General features: G+C 73.5%; 18 protein-coding genes and 1 tRNA gene. 10 read left to right on the top strand and 9 right to left on the bottom strand.

The genetic code is table 11. The annotated features are described in order from the left end of the window. Nucleotides 1–119 precede the first annotated feature (119 nt). The 6 genes from J2S55_RS24445 to J2S55_RS24420 all read right to left on the bottom strand — a co-directional run bounded on the left by J2S55_RS24445 (nucleotide 120) and on the right by J2S55_RS24420 (nucleotide 5,146). Nucleotides 120–1,133, bottom strand: coding sequence for a cytochrome d ubiquinol oxidase subunit II (locus tag J2S55_RS24445; protein WP_306865312.1), 1,014 nt, complete (start codon nucleotides 1,131–1,133; stop codon nucleotides 120–122). Between the two features lie 4 nt (nucleotides 1,134–1,137). Then, nucleotides 1,138–2,517 (bottom strand): cytochrome ubiquinol oxidase subunit I, encoded by a 1,380-nt coding sequence (locus tag J2S55_RS24440; RefSeq protein WP_306865310.1) that lies wholly within the window; start codon nucleotides 2,515–2,517, stop codon nucleotides 1,138–1,140. Between the two features lie 150 nt (nucleotides 2,518–2,667). Beyond that, nucleotides 2,668–2,744 (bottom strand) — tRNA-Lys (locus J2S55_RS24435). A gap of 548 nt (nucleotides 2,745–3,292) precedes the next feature. Then, nucleotides 3,293–3,691, bottom strand: coding sequence for an OsmC family protein (locus J2S55_RS24430; protein ID WP_306865308.1), 399 nt, complete (start codon nucleotides 3,689–3,691; stop codon nucleotides 3,293–3,295). Nucleotides 3,692–3,766: 75 nt separating this feature from the next. Beyond that, nucleotides 3,767–4,042 carry a hypothetical protein gene (locus J2S55_RS24425; protein WP_306865306.1) on the bottom strand — a complete coding sequence of 92 codons (276 nt, stop codon included), beginning with the start codon at nucleotides 4,040–4,042 and terminating at the stop codon, nucleotides 3,767–3,769. 54 nt (nucleotides 4,043–4,096) lie between these two features. After that, the gene (locus J2S55_RS24420; RefSeq protein ID WP_306865303.1) at nucleotides 4,097–5,146 is read right to left on the bottom strand and encodes an NADP-dependent oxidoreductase; all 1,050 of its coding nucleotides are present in this window, start codon (nucleotides 5,144–5,146) and stop codon (nucleotides 4,097–4,099) included. Between the two features lie 286 nt (nucleotides 5,147–5,432). Between J2S55_RS24420 and J2S55_RS24415 the strand changes: the two genes are divergently transcribed. Together J2S55_RS24415 and J2S55_RS24410 are read left to right on the top strand one after the other, a co-directional pair. Then, nucleotides 5,433–5,801 (top strand): phage holin family protein, encoded by a 369-nt coding sequence (locus J2S55_RS24415; protein ID WP_306865301.1) that lies wholly within the window; start codon nucleotides 5,433–5,435, stop codon nucleotides 5,799–5,801. Between the two features lie 4 nt (nucleotides 5,802–5,805). Continuing rightward, nucleotides 5,806–7,326, top strand: coding sequence for an aromatic amino acid lyase (locus tag J2S55_RS24410; RefSeq protein ID WP_306865298.1), 1,521 nt, complete (start codon nucleotides 5,806–5,808; stop codon nucleotides 7,324–7,326). Between the two features lie 79 nt (nucleotides 7,327–7,405). Here the strand turns inward: J2S55_RS24410 and J2S55_RS24405 are convergent, their stop codons facing one another. Continuing rightward, nucleotides 7,406–8,359, bottom strand: a complete 954-nt coding sequence (locus J2S55_RS24405) for a LacI family DNA-binding transcriptional regulator (RefSeq protein WP_306865295.1) — start codon at nucleotides 8,357–8,359, stop codon at nucleotides 7,406–7,408. Nucleotides 8,360–8,585: 226 nt separating this feature from the next. Between J2S55_RS24405 and J2S55_RS24400 the strand changes: the two genes are divergently transcribed. Continuing rightward, a complete protein-coding gene (locus J2S55_RS24400) occupies nucleotides 8,586–9,476 on the top strand; it encodes an amidohydrolase family protein (protein ID WP_306865292.1) in 891 nt (296 codons plus the stop codon). Between the two features lie 52 nt (nucleotides 9,477–9,528). Next, nucleotides 9,529–10,035: a cysteine dioxygenase gene (locus J2S55_RS24395; RefSeq protein ID WP_306865289.1), complete on the top strand. Its 507-nt coding sequence runs from the start codon at nucleotides 9,529–9,531 to the stop codon at nucleotides 10,033–10,035. Nucleotides 10,036–10,217: 182 nt separating this feature from the next. Here J2S55_RS24395 and J2S55_RS24390 read toward each other — a convergent pair whose 3' ends face one another. Both J2S55_RS24390 and J2S55_RS24385 read right to left on the bottom strand, forming a co-directional pair. Then, nucleotides 10,218–11,315 carry a glycerophosphodiester phosphodiesterase gene (locus tag J2S55_RS24390; RefSeq protein WP_306865288.1) on the bottom strand — a complete coding sequence of 366 codons (1,098 nt, stop codon included), beginning with the start codon at nucleotides 11,313–11,315 and terminating at the stop codon, nucleotides 10,218–10,220. Between the two features lie 108 nt (nucleotides 11,316–11,423). Continuing rightward, on the bottom strand, nucleotides 11,424–12,632 hold the full coding sequence (locus J2S55_RS24385) for a CynX/NimT family MFS transporter (protein ID WP_306865285.1): 1,209 nt from the start codon (nucleotides 12,630–12,632) through the stop codon (nucleotides 11,424–11,426). A 145-nt stretch (nucleotides 12,633–12,777) separates the two neighbouring features. Between J2S55_RS24385 and J2S55_RS24380 the strand changes: the two genes are divergently transcribed. The 6 genes from J2S55_RS24380 (at nucleotide 12,778) to J2S55_RS24355 (ending at nucleotide 18,400) form a co-directional block, all read left to right on the top strand. Continuing rightward, nucleotides 12,778–13,602, top strand: coding sequence for a CoA transferase subunit A (locus J2S55_RS24380; RefSeq protein ID WP_306865283.1), 825 nt, complete (start codon nucleotides 12,778–12,780; stop codon nucleotides 13,600–13,602). A gap of 100 nt (nucleotides 13,603–13,702) precedes the next feature. Further along, nucleotides 13,703–14,470: a CoA-transferase subunit beta gene (locus J2S55_RS24375; RefSeq protein ID WP_306865281.1), complete on the top strand. Its 768-nt coding sequence runs from the start codon at nucleotides 13,703–13,705 to the stop codon at nucleotides 14,468–14,470. Then, nucleotides 14,467–15,642, top strand: a complete 1,176-nt coding sequence (locus J2S55_RS24370) for a thiolase family protein (protein WP_306865278.1) — start codon at nucleotides 14,467–14,469, stop codon at nucleotides 15,640–15,642. The genes J2S55_RS24375 and J2S55_RS24370 overlap by 4 nt, the downstream gene beginning before the upstream one ends. Before the next feature lie 65 nt (nucleotides 15,643–15,707). Continuing rightward, nucleotides 15,708–17,039, top strand: coding sequence for a 3-carboxy-cis,cis-muconate cycloisomerase (pcaB, locus tag J2S55_RS24365; RefSeq protein ID WP_306875557.1), 1,332 nt, complete (start codon nucleotides 15,708–15,710; stop codon nucleotides 17,037–17,039). Nucleotides 17,040–17,166: 127 nt separating this feature from the next. Beyond that, nucleotides 17,167–17,565, top strand: coding sequence for a 4-carboxymuconolactone decarboxylase (pcaC, locus tag J2S55_RS24360; RefSeq protein ID WP_306865274.1), 399 nt, complete (start codon nucleotides 17,167–17,169; stop codon nucleotides 17,563–17,565). Further along, nucleotides 17,549–18,400 carry an IclR family transcriptional regulator domain-containing protein gene (locus J2S55_RS24355; RefSeq protein WP_306865273.1) on the top strand — a complete coding sequence of 284 codons (852 nt, stop codon included), beginning with the start codon at nucleotides 17,549–17,551 and terminating at the stop codon, nucleotides 18,398–18,400. The genes pcaC and J2S55_RS24355 overlap by 17 nt, the downstream gene beginning before the upstream one ends. The last annotated feature ends 48 nt before the right edge of the window (nucleotides 18,401–18,448 follow it).

Here is an 18,448-nt window from a genome sequence, read left to right as displayed (position 1 = left end):
CGCTCGTCATTGCCGGACCCCACTCTGCAACCTCAACTTTGATTGAGGTCAACCGGTCCGGAACGGCCGCCGCCCCCACCGGTGCCACCCTTGGCGAGGGAGGCCGGCCCGAGCGGACGTCAGCCGTGCGCGCCCGGGTCGTACGGCGAGCGCCGCTGCAGCAGGAACAGCCACGCCATGGACGGCACCACCAGCAGCGCGCCCACGGCCAGGACGGCGAGCGTGGCGCCGAGCACGGCGGGGGTCGCGGCGGCCTCGCCGACGGTGAGAGCGGGAGGGAGCATGACGGGATACTGCGCCAGGGGCCAGCCCCACATCACCGCCGCGACGGCCGCCGCGGCGGTGACCCGGACCGCCAGGTAGCGCCGCCGCCACAGCAGGGCCAGCGAGAGCAGGCCGAGCACGGCGCCGGCGACGACGAGGGGCAGCGCCCGGCCGGTGAGGCCGCCGAACAGCCGGGGGGCGTCCCAGCGCACCACGGCGATGCCACCGAGCACGACGGCGCCGACGCCGAGCCCCGTGGCCACCGCCCTGCGCCGGAACCCCTCGGCCAGGGCGGGCAGGTCGGCCCGCACCGCGTCGTCGCACAGATACACCGCGGCGAGATAGGCGCAGACGCCGACCGCGAGGACCCCGCCGAGCAGCGAGGTCGGGTTCAGCCAGCTCCTCACGAGATCCCCGGCCGCCAGCCCCGGGGGGACGCGTCCCGAGGCGACCGCCCCGGCGACCGTGCCCAGGAAGAAGGGGGTCAGGACGGAGGAGAGCGCGAAGGCCGCGCCGAACAGGCGCTGCTGCCACAGCTCCGTGCTGGCCTTGCGGAAGACGAAGGCCGCTCCCCTGGCGATGATGCCGAGCGCCGCGAGCGTCAGCGGGATGTAGAGCGTGGACATCACCGCCGCGAACACCGGCGGGAAACCGGTCCACAGCACGACGATCACGAAGATCAGCCAGACGTGGTTGGCCTCCCACACCGGCCCGATGGAGTGCTCGATGAGGCGCCGCTGCGGCATGCCGGCACGGCTGCGCCCCGCCACCAGGTCCCAGACGCCGCCGCCGAAGTCGGCCCCGGCCAGCAGCGCGTAGAGCGTCAACCCCACCCACATCACGACCAGCAGGATCTGCGCCGCGTCCATCGGATCACTCCGGTTCCTGGGGGGCTGCCGACTTCTGTGGGGCGCGTGCCAAGCGCCGCATGACGTAGACGGTGGCGACGGTGAGGACCACGTAGACCAGGGTGACGACGACGGCCCCGGCCCACAGGCCGGGCACCGGGTTGACGGCGTCGAAGGTGCGCAGCTTGCCGTACACCGTCCACGGCTGCCGGCCGACCTCCGTCACGACCCAGCCGGCCTCCACCGCGACGACGGCGGCCACCCCGGAGACGGCCGCGAGCCTCAGGAACCAGCGGGAGCGGGGCAGGTCGCGCCGCCGCCACCAGGCCGTGGCGTACCAGACCGACAGCAGGAGCAGGAAGAATCCGATCCCCACCATCGTGTCGAAGGCCAGGTGGACGGCGGTGACCGGTGGGCGGTCGGCCACCGGCACCCGGTCCAGCCCCTCGACCACGGTGCGCGGACTGTAGCCCACCAGCAGGGACAGGCCGTTGGGGATCTCGATCGCGTAGCGCAGCTCGCCGTCGACGGCGAAACCGCCCAGGCTGAGCGGCGCGCCCGAGCGGGTCAGGAAGAGCCCCTCCGCCGCGGCGAGCTTGGCCGGCTGGTAGTCGGCCAGGAACTTGGCCGCGTAGTCGCCCAGCAGGACCTGGACCGGGGCGAAGACCGCCGTCATCGTGAAGGGGATCAGGAAGCCCAGGCGGTGGTAGCGGTCCCGCCGCCCGCGCAGCATCGCCACCGCGTACACCGCCGCGGTGACGGACCCGGCGACCATGAACGCCGCCACGATCATGTGCAGCGTCTGCGGCGGCGTGGCCGGGTTGAACATCGCCCGCCACGGGGACACCTCCGTCACCCGGCCGTTCTCCATCACGAACCCGACCGGCTGGTTCATCCACGCGTTGGCGGTCACCACGAAGAACGCCGAGGCCACCCCCGCGACCAGCACAGGCACCCCGCTCAGCAGGTGCGCCACGGGCGGCAGCCGGTCCCAGCCGTAGAGGTAGACGCCGATGAAGATGGCCTCGACGAAGAAGGCGATCCCCTCCAGCGCGAAGGGCAGGCCGATCACCTCACCGTAGATCCCCATGAGCCCCGGCCACAGCAGGCCCATCTCGAAGCTGAGGATCGTCCCCGAGACCGCCCCGACCGCGAACAGCACCCCCGTCGCCTTCGCCCACCGCCGGGCCAGCCGCATGGAGTCCCCGTCGCCGGTCCGGATCGCCCGCCACTCGGCCGACAGCAGCAGGACGGGCATCCCGACCCCCATGCAGGCCAGGATGATGTGCCAGCCCAGCGAGAGGGCCATCTGCAGGCGCGCCGCCGCCATGTCCGCCGCGCTCGCCGGGCCGGCGGTCCAGACGAGCGCCGTCACCACGGCGTCGACGCCGCCCCCGATCCCCATGGAAGGGCTCTGCCCCAGCGCGATAACCGACAAACGACGCACACGCCCCATCAGGTCGCTTCCGAACCCGGCGACGGCGGCGCGGGTGAGCGGGCGCCCCTGGAACCAGTGAAGCCCAGGCCGATGGTCATCGGCCTGGGCTTCACTGTGTGGTGCGCCGCCAGGGACTCGAACCCCGGACCCGCTGATTAAGAGTCAGCTGCTCTAACCAACTGAGCTAGCGGCGCTTGCAACGGAGGTAACTCTAGCAGCAGCCCCGGCGGTGGCGCACATCGGACGGATCCCCGCTCTCCCCTGGCGGGGGCGGGGCCGGGCGACTCCCCCTCCACGATCGGAAAAGGGGCCGGACGGTCCCCCAACCGTCCGGCCCCCACCCCCAAAGACTCGGGACCGGACAGTCCCCCAACTGTCCGGTCCCGGCCTCCTCGCGGGCCTCTCCTTCGTCTCCCCCAAGACTCCGGCGGCTCCGCTCAGGGACGCGATCCCCCTCGCGTCCTGTATCCGGTGAAAAGTCTCTGCAATGCTCCCCCCGGGCTTCGCAGAACCCCTTGACCTGCTTCAACAGTACAGAACCAAATGTAACGAGGACGTCATCCAAGGGTTGATTTTGGGCCTACAGCCGGGGTTGACCCGGTATTGCCAGACCAAGCTCCGGGGTCCCGGGCCGGGCGCGGCGGCCGCCGCGAGACCTCCGGTCATCCGCCGGACACAGGCGGCCGTTCATCGAGCACGGCAGCCGTCCCGGGGCCGTGCCGGTCGCCCACGGGCGCGGCGGTCACTCGGGGAGTTCGAGCCGGATCTCGCTCTTCTCCCGCAGCGCCCGGCTCACCGTGCAGTATTTCTCCTCCACCCGCTGGGCCACCGCGCGGAAGACCTCGTCGGCCTTGTCGTCGCCTTCCGGCAGCTCCACGTCGTAGGTGACGGTGATGGGCCCGAGCAGCGTCGGCTCCACCTTCTCCGCCTGGACGGTCATCGCCAGGCGGACCAGCCGGTGACCGCGCTGGGCGGTGAGCGGCTCCACGGTGACGATGTTGCAGCCGCCGAGCGCCGCGAGCAGCAGCTCGACAGGGGTGAACACCCCCTGCTCGTCACCGCCGCCCATGGCGACCTCGGCACCGCGCTCGTTGCGGGCCACGAACCCGTCCTCGGTCCGCTCGACTCTCACCTGTGCCATGACCGCTCCTCCCGTAACCTTGCCGGTCACCCTACCGAAGCGGCCGGGGACCGGAACGGCCGGAGCCACGGCCGGCTACGCCTCGGGATGTTTGGAGAGGTAGTCGATGTAGAACGGACGCAGCGCCTCGCCGAGCCGGCCCTCACCCGACGCCATGGCATCGCTGAGCAGGGCGGAGACCCGGCTGAGGTCCTTGGCCGTCTCGGTCTCGTTGCCGGCCGACGCCTCGGCCGCCGGGATCACCTTCAGCAGATCCCACAGGAAGGCGAAGTCCCCGTGGTGCACGGCATATCGGACCGCACGATCATGTAGTTCCTGGGCCGACAGCGCCTCAAGCTCGTCCGTTTCCACCTAACCCACCTCCTCTCGCCCCTCCTGCCCCCAGATTGTGAGGATTATGCACGGTCACCGGGCCAACCGGACGAGCATCTTGCCGGTGTTGGCACCGGCGAGCATGTCGATGAACGCCCTGGGGGAGTTCTCCAGGCCGTCGACGACGGTCTCCTCGAAAGTGATCTCACCGTCGCGGAGCCAGGCGCCCACCTCCCTGATCATGTCGGTCATGCGGTCGTAGTGGTCGCCCACGATGAAACCCCGGAGGGTGAGCCGCTTGCCGACGGCCAGGAAGAGGTTGCTCGGGCCGGGGACCGGTCCGGCGGCGTTGTAGACGGAGATCGCCCCGCACATCGCGACCCGGCCGTAGGTCTTGAGCGCGTCGAGGGCCGCCTCCAGGTGCTCACCCCCGACGTTGTCGAAATAGACGTCGATCCCGTCGGGGGCCACCTGGGCGAGCTGCCGTCGCACGGGGGCCGTCTTGTAGTTGAAGGCGGCGTCGAAGCCGAGCTTCCCGGTCAGGTAGGCGATCTTCTCCTGCGATCCCGCGCTGCCCACGACCCGCGAGGCGCCCTTCAGCCGGGCGATCTGCCCGACCAGGCTGCCCACCGCCCCGGCCGCCCCGGAGACGAACACCGCGTCGCCCTCCTTGAACGCGGCGATGTCGAGCAGTCCCACATAGGCGGTGAGACCGGGCATGCCGAGCACGCCGAGATAGGCCGAGAGGGGGACCCCGGGGATCTCCTCGATCTTGCGGGCCTGGTCCGCGCGGACGAGCGCGTACTCCCGCCAGCCGTACCCGTGCAGGACGAGGTCGCCGGCGGCGAGGCCGGGGGCGCGCGACTCGACGACCTCGCCCACCGCGCCGCCGTCGAGGGGCCTGCCGAGCTCGAAGGGCGGGACGTAGGACTCGGTGTCGTTCATCCGTCCCCGCATGTACGGGTCGACGCTCATGAAGCGGTTGCGGACGAGGACCTCTCCCTCACCGGGGGCGGGGACCCCCACCTCCACGAGCTCGAAGTTCTCCTCCGTCGGCCAGCCCTCGGGCCGTGAGGCGAGCCGGATCTCCCGCGACGCCGTACGGCCGGCGGCCCCGGAGCCGCTGGATGTTTCGTTGGACATGGTGAGGCCTCCCTCGGCGGCACATGCTCTCGCCGGGAGCCATTCCCCTCCGCCGGGGGAGCGACGGGCCGCCTATGAAACCTTTAACCTCGCAACTACGTGGAGTCACGGGAGGAGGCTCTCCGCGTCCGCGTGGCCCCCTGGGCCCGTCCGGGATCCCCTCGTGCCCGGTCCGCCACGGTTCCGGCGCCCACCGCGCCCTCAAAGTGCCTAGTGTCCTGATATATCCGCATCTAATGCTGCGGATCTATCGCCCATCCGACGACCCATGCGAGGATGCCGAAACGTGAAAATCATCATCAAGATCCTGGCCGTGGCGGCCGCCCTGTGGGTGGCCACCAAACTCGTGAGCGGCATCACGGTGACCACCGAGACCACCACCATGCAGATCGGGACGCTCCTGGCGGTCGCCCTCCTGTTCGGTGTGATCAACACGGTCCTCAAGCCGATCATCAAGACCCTCGGCTGCGCCTTCTACGTCCTCACCCTCGGCCTGTTCGCCCTCGTCGTGAACGCCGGCCTGCTGCTGCTCACGAGCTGGATCGCCGCCCAGGCCAACCTGCCCTTCCACGTGGAGGGGTTCTGGGCCGCGTTCTGGGGCGCGATCGTCGTCGGCGTGGTGAGCTGGCTGCTCGACCTGGTGTTCGGCGACTGACCCGATGACGGTTGTCCTCGACGGCGCCCGCCTGACCTGCGAGCAGGTCCACCGGGCCGCGCACGGCTCCGGGATCCTGCTGGGTTCCACCGACCGCGCCGAGACCGCCTGGCAGACGGCCCGCTCCCTCAGCGGGCCGCTGTACGGCCAGACCACCGGGGTGGGGGCCAACAAGGGCGTCCCGGTCGAGGCCGCCGGTCTCGACCTGCTCCGCAGCCACGCCGGCGGCGCCGGTCCGCTGATCGGGGAGGCGCGCGCCCGCGCCACCCTCGTGGTCCGCCTCAACCAGCTCCTCACCGGCGGCTCCGGCCTCAACCCCGGCCTGCTGCCCGTTCTCGCCTCCGCCGTCAACCAGGGTTTCACCCCCCCGATCCGCACCTACGGCGCCATCGGCACCGGCGACCTCACCGCGCTGGCCACCACCGCCCTCTGCCTCCTCGGCGAACTCCCCTGGACACCGCCCCCCGGCACCGGCGGCGGCCCCGGCCCCCGATACGCGCTGGCCTCCAGCGACGCCCTCCCCTTCATCAGCTCCGGCGCGGCGACCCTCGCGGACGCGGCCCTGGCCTGCCACCGCCTGAGAGCCGTCCTCACCGCCACGACAGCGGTCGCGGCCCACTCCTTCCAGGCGATCGACGCCTCGCTCGAACCGCTCGCGCAGGCCGTGCAGCGCAGGCCGGATCAGGCGGCGGTGGCGGCCGGGCTCCGCGAGCTGATCGGCGCCACCCTCCCGCGCCGGGTCCAGGACCCCTACGGCTACCGCGCCCTCCCCCAGGTCCACGGCGCCGCCCTCGACGCCCTCGACCGCGCGGAGCGGGCCGTCACCGAGGAGCTCAACGCCGCCCCGGAGAATCCACTGATCGCCGACGGGCGGGCCTGGCACAACGGCAACTTCCACTCCGTCAAGGTCGCGCTCGCCCTCGACGCGCTCAGGGCCGCCGTCGTCCAGACCGCCTCGCTGAGCGCCGCCCGGCTCGCCACCCTGACCGACCCCGCCCACACCGGCCTGCTGCCCTTCCTGGCCGAGCGCCCCGGCCTGTCCGGCGTGATGATCCTCGAATACGTCGCCCACTCGGCCCTGGCCGAGCTCCGCCAGCTCGCCTCCCCGGTGACCCTCGGCACCGCCGTGCTCTCCCTGGGGACCGAGGACCACGCGAGCTTCACCCCCCAGGCCGCGCGCTCGGCCCTGTCCGCCCTCGAACCGCTCGGAACGGTGCTGGCCTGCGAGCTGGTCGCGGCGGTCCGGGCGCTGCGCCAGCGGGGCCTGCCCTGCGACGTCGGCCTTGACGCCCGGATGGCCGACCGCCCCCTCGACGCCGACCTCGACGCGGCGCGCGGGATGCTGCCCGGCCTCATGTGCGGGCCCCACGCGCGGGCGGGGTCCCGGTCGCCGGGTGGCCTGCCTCCGGGCGGCCCGCCGCCGGGCGGGCCGCTGCCCGACGGGCCGCTGCCCGACGGGCCGCTGCCCGACGGGCCGCTGCCGGTCTCCCCGGCGCCGGGCGAGCTCCTGCCGGATCTCGCCTAGCGGCCGCGCGGGCAGGCACGGCACGGCACGCGCGGGTGGGCGGACACGGGACAGGCGCGGCCCGGGTGTGGGGCGCGGGTCAGCCCACCGAGCCGCGTTCGCGGAGTTCGGGGGCCTGGACGATCCGGCGGCGGCGGGTGTTGCCCTCGGCGGCGGCCACGACCAAACGGACGGCCGCGCGGACGATGCCGTCGATGTCCCAGTCGACCGTGGTCAGTCCCGGGCTGAGCAGTCCCGACATCGGGTGGTCGTCGTAGCCCATCACCGACACCTCGGCGGGGATCCGCAGGTTCCGCTCGGCCGCCGCGGCGTACACCCCGTAGGCGATCGAGTCGGCGAAGCAGAAGAACGCCCGGTGCCCGTCGGCGAGCATCCGCCGGGCGACGTCCGTGGCGGCGGTCAGCGCCTGGGGCGCGGTGACCACCTCGATGTCCAGCCCCAGCCGTCCCGCCTCGGCCAGGACGTGCACGTCGGCGGGGCGGTCGGGGGTGCTGGCCCGGGTCGGGGTGAGGACGGCGACACGCCGGTGGCCCCGGTCGCGCATGTGCTCCAGCGCCAGGGTCACACCGGCGCGGTTGTCGAACACGACCTCTCCCGCCGTGCGCGCCCCGGCCAGCGAGTCGCCGATCGACACCACCGGCAGGCTCTCGCACAGCTCGGACCAGAGCGGCGCGGCCGGGTCCACCGGCTGCACGATCAGGGCGTCCACCCGCTGGTCACGGAGCTGCCTGGCCAGCGTGCGCTCCCGCACGGGGTCGCCGGTGGCGTCCAGGATCAGCGCGTAGCGGTCGTTGTCCTTCAGGGCCCGGCCGATACCGACCGCCAGGGCCTGCTGCCAGAGGTCCTCAAGGGAGCCGCAGAGCAGGCCGATCATCCCGGTCCGGCCGCTGGCCAGCGCACGGGCGATGGGATCGGCCTCGTAGCCGAGCTCGGCGGCGGCCCGGCGCACCCGCTCGATGGTCTCCTCCGAGACCTGCATCCCTCGCAGGGCATACGAGACCGAGGCCGGTGAGAGGCCGGTGGCCTTCGCCACCTCGCGTATCGTCGCTCGTTTCCGGGGCTGGGGCACCCGGCCAGCCTATGCCTCCAGCCTCCCGAGAGGGCCGTTCTCCGTACATCACGGCGTTTTAGGGCATTGACACACAAGAGGTGAAACGGTTCACTGAAACGGTTCACTGAAACGCGTCACCTGAATACGTAGTAAGGTCAGAGCGGTTACCTATATTCTAGGTAGGGAATATCTCGAAAGGAGGAGGGAAATGACCGTCGACGTGCACCAGCACCTGTGGACGCCCGCGTTCGTGGACGCGCTCCGGCGCCGCACGGTCCCACCGCGCCTCGACGGCTGGACCCTCCACCTCGACGGCGAACCCGCCTACGAGGTCGACCCCGCCGACCACGACCTCACCAGGCGCCTGGCGCTGAACGACGGGCTCGACCTGGCCCTGGTCTCGCTGTCCAGCCCGCTCGGCATCGAGTCGCTGCCGCCCGAGGACGCCTGGCCGATCATCGACGCCTACCACGAGGACGCCCTCGCCCTGCCGGCCCCGTTCGGGGCCTGGGCCGCGACCTGCCTCAGCGAGATCGACCCGTCCCGGCTCGCCAAGGCGCTCGACCAGGGGCCGGCCGGGCTCCAGCTGCCGGCGACGGCCGTGGCGACCGGCGCGGACCTCGCCAGGGTCGCCCCGCTGCTCGACGTGCTCGCCGCCCGCGACCTGCCGCTCTTCGTGCACCCCGGACCGGCCGCCGAGCCCGAGGGCCCCGGCTGGTGGCCCGCCGTCGTGCCGTACGTGCAGCAGATGCACGCCTCCTGGTACGCCTTCTCCGCCTTCGGCCGCCACCGCCACCCCGGGCTGCGGGTCTGCTTCGCGCTGCTGGCCGGGCTGGCCCCGCTCCACTCCGAGCGGCTGCTCAACCGGGCCGGCGAGGGCCGGGGCCAGGTGGACCCGGACATGTACGTGGAGACATCCTCCTACGGCCCGCGCGCCATCGACGCGATCGTCCGCGAGCTCGGCATCGACGTCGTGGTCAACGGCTCGGACGAGCCCTACGCCAGGGCCCCTGACCCCGCGCTCGGCGATGCCGCCCGGCACGCCGTCGCGGTCACCAATCCCAACCGCCTGCTGAACCGGAAGGAGTCGCGCAAGTGAACGTGAACCAGTCCCAGGGCAGTGAGCGCTGTGCGCTCCCAGGAGGCCGGCGATGAGCTACGGAGAGCTGCCCGCCCGCACCCTCGACCGGCGCGAGCTGCGCGACCTGGTCGACGAACTGGCCGCCGACCCCTCCCGCTGGGAGGAGCAGGTCGACTTCCCCGAGGAGGGCGGCCGCCACTACGCCTCCCTCTACCGGGACGCCTACGTCGACGTCTGGCTGCTGTGCTGGCGGCCGGAGGACGACACCGGCTGGCACGACCACGACATCTCCTCCGGCGCGGTCCGGGTGGTGGCCGGGACGCTGCTGGAGTGCAACCCCCGCATCGGCGGCGAGCACCTGGAGACCGTGGTCTCGGCCGGTGAGTCGTTCTCCTTCGGCCCCGACCACATCCACCGGCTGACCGGCGCGGTGGACGGCAGCGTCTCCATCCACGCCTACTCGCCGCCGCTGTGGCGGCTGGGCCAGTACTCCATCAGCGACAGCGGCGTGATGCGCCGCGTGTCGGTCAGCTACGCCGACGAGCTGCGTCCCATGGACGAGGTCGCCGTCGCCTGACACCCCCCACCCTGAGGTCTCTGCCGCTCACCGTCGCTCACCGCGCGGTGGCCGCGGACCTCGCTCGGACCTCCGGCGGCCGCCTCAGCCCAGGCGCCGCCGGAGGTCACCGGTAGCCGGCCCGGCGATCCGGATGGCCGTCCGTGGGTCGCCCGGTCATCTGGATCGCCGTGGTCACCGTGCTACAGGAGACGCTCCCGGACGGCCCGGGCCACGCCGGGGTCGTCGGCGAAGACGCCGTCCAGCCCGAGCTTGTACAGCTTCTCCAGCCAGCCCATCACGTCGCCCGTGGCGCGGGGGAAGGCGGGGTTGGCCGGGTCGCCGAGCCGGAAGTCCACCGGGAGCTGGGAGTTCTCGTTCCGGACGGTCCAGGTGTGGACCTTCAGGCGGGCCCGGTGGGCGTCGGCGACGAGCGTGGTGGGCGGCAGGAGGCGCCCGTCGGGACCGGCCGGGACGATCCGCCGGGTGTCCACGCCGATACCGTCGGCGTAGCCCGCCACCTCGCGCAGCCCCTCGGGGGTGACCATGGTGTCGTAGGTGCGCGGGTCTCCGGCCGCCGTCCAGTCGTACGGCGCGCCGGTGGCGGTGATGAGCTGGATCAGCGGCAGCCGGGTCCGCTCCCTGAGCTCGCGCAGGTTGGCGGTCTCGAAGGACTGGATGAAGACCGGGTCGCGCCGCCCGTTCCAGCCGTACCGGGTGAGCGTCTCCAGCAGCGGCTCCTCCAGGGACAGGCCGATGGAGTCGAAGTAGCTGGGGTGCTTGGTCTCGGGATAGACGCCGACGCCGTGGCGCTGCGCGAGCTGGACGATCTCCTCGAAGGTGGGGATCTGCGCGAGGCCGTTGAAGACGGTGTTGTCCGGGCGCAGGTCGGGGACGCGCTCCTCGGCCCTGAGCGTACGCAGCTCGGCGAGGGTGAAGTCCTCGGTGAACCACCCGGTCACCGGGCGCCCGTCGATCGTCTTGGTGGTGCGGCGCGCCGCGAACTCGGGGCGGCTGTCGACGTCGGTGGTGCCGGAGATCTCGTTCTCGTGCCTGGCGACCAGCACGTGGTCCTTGGTGGAGACCAGGTCGGGCTCGATGTAGTCGGCGCCGAGCGCGATCGCGGCCTCGTAGGACAGCAGCGTGTGCTCGGGCCGGTGCGCGCTGGCGCCCCGGTGGCCGATGACGATGGGCGCGTCGCCACGGCGGTCGGCCGTCGCGGGTTCGGGTTGGTGCAGCACAACGGTGACGGTACCGCTCACGAGGACGGCCAGCGCCACGGGCAGGAGCCTACGGATCATGCGCAGGACCGTAGGGGCCGGAGGTGACCGTCAGGTGCCTTCGACACGACCGTCAGGTGCCTTGGACACGACGGGCAGTCCACTCTGGAGGTTTCGGCGGCTTTTGTCCTATTTTGCAATGGCGGCGGAATGCGCCTTCTCCGTGCCGGCGGCCACCGGGCGGCCGGCCAGGAACCCGGCGACCAGTTGCAGCCCGCACGCGCCGAGCCCGGCCAGCAGCGGCAGCGTCCAGCCGCCCGAGCCCTGGCGGAGCACCCCGATCAGGAACGGGCCGAGCGCCGCCAGTACGTATCCGGCGGACTGGGCGACGGCCGACAGCGCGGTGACCGAGGCGGGGTCGGGGGCGCGCAGCGTGATGATCAGCAGGGCGAGCGCGATCGAGGCGCCCTGCCCCAGGCCCAGCACCGTCATCCACAGCCAGGGAAGGGTCGCCGGGGCGGCCAGCACGCCGACGTATCCCGCGATGGTCAGCACGGTCGCGGCCGTCACGTGCGGCACCTGCGACCGGACCCGCCCCGCGAGGATCGGGACCGTGAGGGTCGCGGCGATCTGCGCCAGGTTGGTCAGGCCGAGCATGTAGCCCGCCTGGTCGGCGGGGAGCCCCGCGTCCCGGAAGATCGTGGGCACCCAGGCGAGCATGATGTAGAAGGTCAGCGACTGAAGGCCCATGTAGGCGGTGACGGCCCAGGTCACCCGGCTGCCCAGCACCGCGCGGAAGGACCGGGGGGCGCTCCCCCGGCGCGCCGGGGAGCGCAGCGCCTGGGGCAGCCAGAGCACGGCCGCCGCCACGGCCGGGACGGCGGCCGTCGCGGTCGCCTCGCGCCAGCCGTACCCGGTGGCACGCTCCAGCGGCACCGTCAGCCCGGACGCGGCGGCGGCGCCCAGCACGAGGCCGGAGACGTAGACCGAGGTGAACAGGCCGACACGGGTGGGGAAGTGCTGCTTGACGACGCCGGGCATCACCACGTTCATGATGGCGATGGCCGTGCCGGCGACGGCCGCCCCCGCGTAGAGGGCCGGGACGCTCCCGGCGGCACGCAGCACCACCCCGGCCGCCAGGATCAGCAGCCCGGCCAGCAGCGTGCGGTCCAGCCCGACCCGGCGGGCCAGCAGCGGGGCGAGCGGGGCCAGCACCCCCAGGCAGACCACCATCACCGTGGTGATCGCCCCGCCGCCGGCCGCGCTCAGCCCGAGGTCGGCCATGATCTCGCTCAGCACCGGCGAGACCCCGGCCAGCGCGGGCCTCAGGTTGAGCGAGGCGAGCACGAACCCGGCGATCAGCAGGGCCCGCGACAGCCTGAGTCCCCGATCAGTCATTGCCCCACTTTCCCATAGTCCCGGCGCAGACCACCGGAAGGTGTATTTCGCGATATTTCCCTGCATTGACCTTCCAGACGGCGGGTCAGTATGTTCGCTGAAAGAACAGTCGTCCGCATGACGAACATACCTACGAGGGGGCGCGATGGCCACGGTGGTTCCGCTCGCCGACGCGATGGCGGATCTCGTGCACGACGGTGACAGCGTGGCGCTGGAGGGCTTCACCCACCTGATCCCCTACGCGGCCGGACACGAGATCATCCGGCAGGGCCGCCGCGACCTCACGCTGATCCGGATGACCCCCGACCTGATCTACGACCAGATGATCGGGATGGGCTGCGCCCGGCGGCTGGTCTTCTCCTGGGGCGGCAACCCCGGGGTGGGGTCGCTGCACCGCTTCCGCGACGCGGTGCAGAACCGCTGGCCCGCGCCGCTGGAGATCGAGGAGCACAGCCACGCGGGCATCGCCAACGCCTACGTCGCCGGGGCCTCCGGACTGCCCTTCGCGGTGCTGCGCGGCTACCGGGGCACCGGCCTGCCCGCCCACACCGCCCGCGTCCGGCCGATCACCTGCCCGTTCACCGGCGAGGAGCTCACCGCCGTCCCCGCGCTCAACCCCGACGTCGCCGTGGTGCACGCCCAGCGCGCCGACCGGCGGGGCAACGTGCAGCTGTGGGGGATCACCGGGGTGCAGAAGGAGGCCGTCCTGGCGGCGCGGCGCTCCCTGGTCACCGTGGAGGAGGTGGTCGAGGAGCTGGAGCCACGGCCCGGCGCGATCGTGCTGCCCGGCTGGGCGATCACCCACGTGTCCGAGGCCCCCGGCGGCTCCCACCCCTCCTACAGCGCCGGCTACTCCACCCGGGACAACGACTTCTACCGCGCCTGGGACGGGATCAGCCGCGACCGCGAGACCTTCACCGCCTGGATGGCCCGACACGTCCTCACCCCCGGAGCGGAGGCCCACCGATGAACCCCCGGAGCGGAGGCCCGCCGATGAGCGCCGTACCCGTCCCCCCGCGAGGAGCCCGGTCCGCGGGGCACGCCCCCGGCCCCGGCCCGGAGGCCGGCCGATGACCGCGGCCTACACCGCCGACGAGATGATGACCGTGGCGGCGGCCAGGCGGCTGCGCGAGGGCCAGTCGTGCTTCGTGGGCATCGGCCTGCCCAGCACCGCCGCCAACCTCGCCCGCCGCACCCACGCCCCCGGCCTCGTGCTCGTCTACGAGTCGGGGACCATCGGCGCCAGGCCGGACCTGCCGCCCCTGTCCATCGGGGACGGCGTGCTGGCCGACACCGCCGACGCCGTCGTGAGCGTGCCGGAGATCTTCAACTACTGGCTCCAGCCGGGCCGCATCGACGTCGGCTTCCTGGGCGCCGCCCAGATCGACCGGTTCGCCAACATCAACACGACCGTGATCGGCCCCTACGCCGACCCGGAGGTCCGCCTCCCCGGCGCGGGCGGGGCCCCCGAGATCGCCGCCTCCTGCCGCGAGGTGACCGTGATCGTACGGCAGAGCCGCCGCGCGTTCGTCGACCGCGTGGACTTCGTCACCTCCGTCGGCTTCGGCTCCGGTCCAGGCGACCGGGAGCGCCTCGGCCTGCGCGGCGGCGGCCCCCGCACCGTGATCACCGACCTGGCGATCCTGGAACCCGACCCGGCGAGCAGCGAGCTGGTCGTCACCCACCTGCACCCCGGCGTCACCCTCGACCAGGCCCGCGCGGCCACCGGCTGGGACCTCGCGACGGCCGCCGAGCTGCGCGAGACGGCTCCCCCCACCCCCGAGGAGCTCGGCGTCCTGCGCCACCTCACCGGCGACAGCGGGAGGACCCGGCCATGAACGACGTCTTCGTCCTCGACGCGGTCCGCACGCCCATCGGCCGCCACGGCGGCGCGCTGTCGGGCGTCCGCCCCGACGACCTGGCCGCGCACGTGGTCCGCGCGCTGGCCGCCCGCTCCCCCGGCCTCGATCCGGCGGCCGTCGACGACGTGTTCTTCGGCGCGGCCAACGGCGCGGGCGAGGACAACCGCGACGTCGCGCGGATGGCCGTCCTGCTCGCCGGGCTCCCGGTCACGGTGCCGGGCACGACCGTGAACCGGCTGTGCGGGTCCGGACTGGAGGCGGCCGTCGCCGCCTCCCGCGCCGTGGCCGTGGGCGACGCCTCCCTGGTGATCGCCGGCGGGTCGGAGTCGATGAGCCGGGCGCCATGGGTGATGCCCAAACCGCCGCGCGGCTTCGACCGGGGGCCGCAGACCCTGCACGACACGGCCCTCGGCTGGCGCATGGTCAACCCCCTGATGCCGGCCGAGTGGACGGTCGCCCTGGGCGAGGGCGCGGAGATCCTCGCCGACCGCTACTGGATCACCCGCGAGGCCCAGGACGCCTTCGCCCTCCGCAGCCACCGGCGCGCGGCGGCGGCCTGGGAGCGCGGCGTCTTCGGCGGCGAGGTGGCCCCGCTCGACGCCCTCGACCGTGACGAGTGCGTCAGGGCCGACGCGACGCCGGAGGCGCTCGCCCGGCTCAGGCCGGTCTTCCGCCCCGGCGGCACCGTCACCGCCGGCAACGCCTCCCCCCTCAACGACGGCGCCGCCGCCCTGCTCATCGGCGACGAGGCGGGGGCCGGGCGGGCCGGCCGTACGCCGCTGGCGCGGATCGCGGCGCGGGCGGCGGTCGGCGTGGAGCCGCACCTGTTCGGCATCGGACCGGTGGAGGCCGCCCGCACGGCGCTCGGCCGCGCGGGTGTCACCTGGTCCGATCTGCGCGCCGTCGAGCTCAACGAGGCCTTCGCCGCCCAGTCCCTGGCCTGCCTGGCCGAGTGGCCGGACCTCGACCCGGAGATCGTCAACGTCAACGGCGGCGCGATCGCCCTCGGCCATCCGCTCGGCTCCTCGGGCGCCCGCATCCTGGGCACCCTCGCCCACGAGCTGCACCGTCGCGGCGGCGGCTACGGCCTGGCCGCCATCTGCGTCGGGGTGGGCCAGGGGCTGGCCGTCGTTCTGGAAGGTGTTTGACGTTCACCGCGACGCTCACCCATATACGTGACAATCTGTCGACATCATCATTACTGGAGGTGAGCATGACCTTGTCGGCGCGCGACGGACTGTTCTCGGGGATGTTCGCCAGGGGCGGTGCCGCGCCAGAGGTGTCGGACGCGGCGTGGCTGGCGGCGATGCTGGACGTCGAGGCCGCGCTGGCCACCGCCCAGGCGGGGATCGGCCTGATCCCGGACGAGGCGGTCGAGGCGCTGGGGGCGGCCTGCCGGCCGGAGCTGTTCGACCTCGCCGAGCTGGGCGGCCGGGCCGCGCCGGCGGGCAACCCGGTCATCCCCCTGGTCGCGGCCCTGCGCGAGCGGGTCAAGCCCGAGCTGCGGCGATACGTGCACTACGGCGCGACCAGCCAGGACATCAACGACACGGCCGCGATGCTGGTCGCCTGCCGCGCCCTCGCGCCACTCCTGGCCGACCTGTCCGCCTGCGCCGACGCGTGCGCGCGCCTGGCGGCCGGGCACCGCGACACCGTGATGGCCGGGCGCACGGTCCTGCAGCAGGCGGTGCCGATCACCTTCGGGCTCAAGGCCGCGGGCTGGCTGAGCGCGCTGGACCGGTCGCGGGCGGAGCTGGCGGAGCTGCCGCTACCGGTCCAGTACGGCGGGGCGGCGGGCACCCTGTCCGCCCTCGGCGGCCGGGGCCACGAGGTGCTGCCGCGCCTGGCGGCCGGGCTGGGCCTGGCCGAGCCGGTCCTGCCCTGGCACACCGACCGCGCCCCGGTCGCCCGGCTGGCCTGCGCCCTCGGCACGGCGGCCGGGACGCTCGGCAAGATCGCCACTGATGTGAAGCTGCTGGCCCAGACCGAGGTTGGGGAGGCCGCCGAGCCGTCGGCCCCCGGCCGGGGCGGCTCCAGCGCCATGCCGCACAAGCGCAACCCGGTGGGCGCGGTGTCGGTGCTCGCCTGCGTCCAGCGCGTCCCCGGCCTGGTGGCCTCGGTGCTCGCGGGCATGGTCCAGGAGCACGAGCGCGCCGCCGGCCCCTGGCAGGCCGAGTGGGAGACGCTCGGCGAGCTGCTCCGGCTCACCGGCAGCGCCGCGTCCTGGCTCGGCGAGGTGCTGGAGGGCCTGACCGTCGACCCGGCGCGGATGCGGGCCAACCTCGGCGCGGCGCGGGGGCTGCCGATGGCCGAGCACGTCGTCGCCCGGCTCGGCGGCACCCCTGAGGCGCGCGGGCTGGTGGACGCCGCCTGCGCCCGGGCGGCCGCCGAGGGCCTGTCGCTGCGCGAGGCGCTGCTGGCCGGGCCCGGCCTGGCTCTGACGGCGCAGGAGCTGGAGGCCGCCCTGGACCCGGCGGGCTATCTCGGCTCCGCCGGGGTCTTCGTCGACCGGGTGGTCGCGGCCCACTTCGACCCCCCGGAGTGACCGGGTGGTCGCGGCCCGCCCGAACCCCCGGGGTGACCGGGTGGTCGCGGCCCGCACGGCCCCTCGGGGTGACAGGTGGCCGCCTCCCGCGGGGACGGCCCGCGGCGACACGACAAGGAGCTGACGGATGGACATGTGGAGCGCCGGAGACGCGACGCGCCGGGCCGTACTGGGCGACGAGCACGTGGACCGCGCCGCCGCGGGCGCCACGCCGTTCACCGCGGACTTCCAGGAGCTCATCACCAAATACGCCTGGGGGGAGATCTGGACCCGTCCCGGCCTGGACCGGCGCACCCGTAGCTGCCTCACCCTCGCCCTGCTGACCGCGCTCGGGCACGAGCGGGAGCTGGCCATGCACGTGCGGGCGGCGCTCCGCGTCGGGCTCACCGAGGAGGAGATCAAGGAGGTGCTGCTGCACACCGCGGTCTACGCGGGCGTGCCCGCGGCCAACCGCGCGTTCGCGGTGGCGCAGGCGGCACTAGAGTTCGACCGGAACGAGGAGGACGGGGATGGACGGACCGGTTGACCGAGGCGTGGACGGACCGGTCGACCGAGACGTGGACGGACCGGTCGACCGCGGCCCCGACCACGTGCAGTCGCTGGCCCGGGGGCTGTCGGTGATCCGGGCGTTCGGCGCGGCCACCCCCGAGCTGACGCTCAGCGAGGTCGCCCGCGCCACCGGTCTGACCCGGGCGGCGGCCCGGCGGTTCCTGCTGACGCTCGTCGACCTCGGCTACGTCCGGACCGACGGGCGGCTGTTCGCGCTCTCCCCCCGCGTGCTGGAGCTCGGCTACGCCTACCTGTCCGGTCTCTCCCTGCCCGAGGTCGCCGAGCCGCACCTGGAGCGGCTCGTCGCCGAGGTGCACGAGTCGGCGTCCGTGGCCGTGCTCGACGGCGAGGACATCGTCTACGTGGCCCGGGTGGCCACCACCCGGATCATGCGGGTGACCATCGCCATCGGCACCCGCTTCCCGGCCCACTGCACCTCGATGGGCCGGGTGCTGCTGGCCGCGCTCCCCCCGGAGGAGCTCGACGCCTGTCTCGGCCGCGCCGGGCTGCGCGGGTTCACCCCCCGGACCGTCACCGAGCCCGCCGCCCTCCGGGCCGAGCTGGACGGCGTCCGCGCGCGGGGGTGGGCGGTGGTCGACCAGGAGCTGGAGGAGGGGCTGCGCTCGGTCGCCGTGCCGGTCCGGGAGCGCTCCGGCCGGGTGGTCGCCGCGATGAACATCTCCTCCCACGCGAGCCGGACGACCGTCGAGTCCCTCCAGCGCGACCTGCTGCCGCCGCTGCTGGCCGCCGCCGCGAGGGTGGAGTCCGACCTGCGCGCGACGGGCGTGCGGGGCGGCGCGCTCTCCCGGTGAGCAGCCGGGCTGGATGACAACGTTGTCAACCGGCTGGACTTGGGCGAT

The organism is Streptosporangium brasiliense (genome assembly GCF_030811595.1).
Taxonomy (GTDB): Bacteria; Actinomycetota; Actinomycetes; order Streptosporangiales; family Streptosporangiaceae; genus Streptosporangium; species Streptosporangium brasiliense.
This window is presented reverse-complemented; position numbering and strand designations above follow the sequence as displayed.